Raw genomic sequence first — 3,760 nt, forward strand, 5'->3', positions numbered from 1 at the left:
CTCTGGCCTCGGTCGGCCAGGGCGACCAGCGCATCGACCTGCAATGGAAGGGCGGCCTGCCGGAGCCGGAGCTGTCCGGCACCACCGCCACCTACCCGGAGGCGGTGCCGGGCGCCGACGTGGTCGTCGAGGCCACCCGCACCGGCTTCGAGCAGTACACCGTGATCAAGCAGCGGCCTGCCGCGACCGACTGGTCGTACACGCTGCCGCTGCGTACCTCCGGCCTGAAGGTTTCAGCACAGGCCGACGGCAGCCTCGTCTTCACCGACGCGAAACAGCGCCGCCGCGCGGTCATGCCGGCGCCGGTGATGTGGGACGCGACCGTCGACCCGGTCTCCGGCGAGCACACCCGGCGCGCGCGGGTCGGCCTGAAGGTGGTGCCCGGCAAGGGTTCCGTCGACCTGGTGCTCACTCCGGACCCGGCGTTCCTGGCCGATCCGGCGACCCGGTACCCGGTCACCGTCGACCCCACCACGGCCGCCCTCGGCAACGTCTTCGACACCTACGTGCAGCAGGGCGAGACCGTCGACCGGTCGGGCGCCACCGAGCTGGACTGGGGCAACCCGGGCACCACGAACTCGGACGGCAGCACCCGCTACGCCCGGTCCTTCCTGACCTGGAACACCGCGCCGATCGCCGATTCGCTGGTGCTGGACGCCGACGTCAGCCTGTGGAACTTCCACTCCGGCAACGTCGGGTGCGGCGCCACGACCTGGCAGATCTATGACACGACGGCGCCGTCCACCGCGTCCCGCTGGGCCAACCAGCCCACCTGGACCGAGCTCTTCGCCTCCCCGACCCAGACCAAGGGCCGTACCGAGTGCGGCGGCGACGGCTGGATCACCTCCGACGTCACCACGCTCGTGTCCACCTGGGCGTCGGCGAAGAACACCCGCTCGCACATGGGCCTGCGGTCGCCGTCCGCCGCGACCGCCGAGTGGAAGCAGGTGAACTCCGGCAACGCGGCCACCAACGTGCCCAAGCTGACCGTCACCTACAACTACCGGCCGCGCACCGGCACCAAGCCGGAGGCCGGGCCGCCCTACTTCTCCTACGGCGGCGCGTACGTCGTCAACACCCTCACACCGACCCTGCGGGACACCATCGTCGACTCCAACGGCGACAAGGTCCAGGTCACCTTCCAGGTCTACGACTCGGCCACCAACACCCAGGTCGGCGCCAACTACACCTCGAAGTTCGTACCCAGCGGGCAGGTGGCGTCGGTGGTCGTACCGGCAGGCGTGCTCACCAACGGCAAGACCTACAAGTTCCGGACCACGCCGTACGACGGGACGCACTACAGCACCGTGTGGTCGGCCTTCAAGACCTTCACCGTCGACGCGACCGCACCCTCCGCACCCCGCGGCGTGGTCTCCACCGACTACCCGGCCGGCGAGTGGGTCAAGGGCGCCGGCCAGCCCGGCACGATCACGGTCACCCCGCCGGCCACCGATCACAACTGGCTGGAGTGGACGCTGGACGGTTCCGCCTGGACCAAGGTGGGCACCGGGGGCGCCGCCACGGCCGTCCCGATCACCGTGACCCCCGCCCGTGACGGTGAGCAGAAGTTCCAGGTCCGCTCGGTGGACCGGGCCGACAGCAAGTCGGAGCCCGTGAGCTACACCCTCAACGTCGGCCCCGGCGGATTCGTCACGCCGGACGACGGCGACCGCACCGCGCGCCGGGTTCCCCTGCTGGCGCAGGCCGACGCGGCCAAGTACACCAGCGCCACCTTCTCCTGGCGGCGGTCCGCGGCCGACGCGTGGACGGTCATCCCGGCCGGGCACATTCTGTCCGGCGACGCCCCGATCGCGGCGCAGCCGGTGCCGCTGGCCGAGGGCCGCACCGCGAGCCTGGTGTGGAACGCCACCGACACCGTCGACCCGGACGGAAGCGTGCAGATCAAGGCGGACTTCACCGGTCCGGGCGGCGCCGCCGGCAGCAGCAACCCGATCACCGTGGTGGTCGACCGCAACGCCGACGGGGCGGCCGACGAGAAGCTCGGTCCCGGCTCGGTCAACCTGCTGACCGGCGACTACACGATCACCCAGACGGATGTCTCGGCCTACGCGCTCTCGGCGACCCGGACCGCGTCCTCGCGGGTGCCCGGCAAGGGCGCCGCCCAGGAGGGCCAGGCTCCGATCTTCGGCAAGGAGTGGGTCGCGGGGACGATCGCCATGCTCCCCGAGTTCGACGGCACCAACATCCGGCGGATCTCGGACACCGCGGTCACCCTCATCTCGGCCGAGGGCGAGGAAACCGGCTTCACCGCCAACGCGGCCCGCACCGGCTGGGTGCCCGAGCCCGGCGCTGAGGAGCTCACCCTCACCGGCAGCGTCACCGGCACGCTCACCCTCACCGACACCGACGGTGTGATCAGCACCTTCGCCCGGCCGAGCGGCACGGCGACGACGTGGCAGCTGCAGAAGACCGAGCTGGACGGGCTGACCAACACCGCCACGACAGTCGTCTCCGAGGCCGTCACAGTCGGCGGCAAGCAGGTTGCGCGGCCCACCCGCGTGGTCGGGCCGACCTCCGCGGTCGCTGCCTCGGCCTGCGGTGCCACTCCCTCGACCAAGGGCTGCCGGGTCCTCGAGTACGGCTACGCGACCACCACCACGGCCACCGGCAGCACCCTCGGAGACGTCGCCGGCCAGGTGAAGGAATTGCGGATCTGGTCCACCGAACCGGGCGCCGCCGCGGCTACCGCCCGGGTCGTGCAGAGCTACACCTACGACGCCGACGGACGCCTCCGCGAGGCCTGGAACCCGCAGATCAGCCCGGCGGTCAAGACCCGGTACACCTACGACGCCGCCGGTCACGTCACCCAGTTCACCCAGGGCGCCGACCTGCCCTGGGACCTTGCCTACGACCAGGGCGGCAAGCTGCTGTCGGTGACCCGGGCGACCCTGGCCCCCGGCAGCGCCTCCGCGGTGGACGGTCAGGCGGTGACCAGCCTCGTCTACGACGTGCCGGTCAGCGGGGCCAGGGCGCCGTACCCGATGGGCGCGTCCGACGTCGCGGCCTGGGGGCAGAAGACCGGCCCGACCGACGCGACCGCGGTCTTCCTGGCCGACGCGGTCCCCGCGTCGCACAGCGGCGGCTCTCTCGCCGCCGGTGACTACGCCCGGGCCAGCGTCCACTACCTGGACGCCTCCGGCCGGGAGGCCAACCGGGCCGTGCCCGGCGGACACCTCACCGCCACCGAGCACGACCGGTCCGGCAACACGGTCCGTGAACTCAGCGCCGCCAACCGGCAGCTCGCCCTCGGCCGTACCGCCGAGGACCGGGACGAGCTCGCCGAGCTGGGCATCGGCGGCCTGTCCACGGCCGAACGGGCCGAGCTGCTCTCCACCAGCTCGCTCTACAACGAGACCGGCACCCGGCTGCAGAGCGAACTGGGCCCGCTGCGCCGGGTCGAGCTGGCGGCCGATCTGAAGAACGGCGCCAGCACAGTGCTGGCGGCCGGCTCGCCGGTCGCGGCCCGGGCCCGCACCGACAACGAGTTCGACGCCGGCCGGCCGACCGACGGCACGGCCAAGGTGCGCGACCAGGTCACCAGGGTGACGGTGGGCGCGCAGGTGCTGCAGTACCCGGCGCTGCTCGGCGACGCCCGGGTCACTCGTACGGACCTCGACTGGGCCAAGGGCCAGCCGATCCGCACGGCGGCGCCACCGACGGCCTGACCGTTGACGGTGGCAGGCGACTCGAGCCGGCCGTGGAAGTCGTTGATGCTGAGCAGCTGCAGGTCGACCGGCGC

At 72.3% G+C, this 3,760-nt stretch carries 1 protein-coding gene; it reads left to right on the forward strand.

All coding sequences use genetic code 11. The annotated features are described in order from the left end of the window. Positions 1–3,686 (forward strand): DNRLRE domain-containing protein (locus AB0C29_RS37795; protein ID WP_360830960.1); only part of this gene is annotated, 3,686 nt, incomplete at its 5' end. Between the last annotated feature and the right edge of the window lie 74 nt (positions 3,687–3,760).

This window comes from Actinoplanes sp. NPDC048791 (assembly GCF_040650095.1).
In the GTDB taxonomy this organism is placed as follows: Bacteria; Actinomycetota; Actinomycetes; order Mycobacteriales; family Micromonosporaceae; genus Actinoplanes.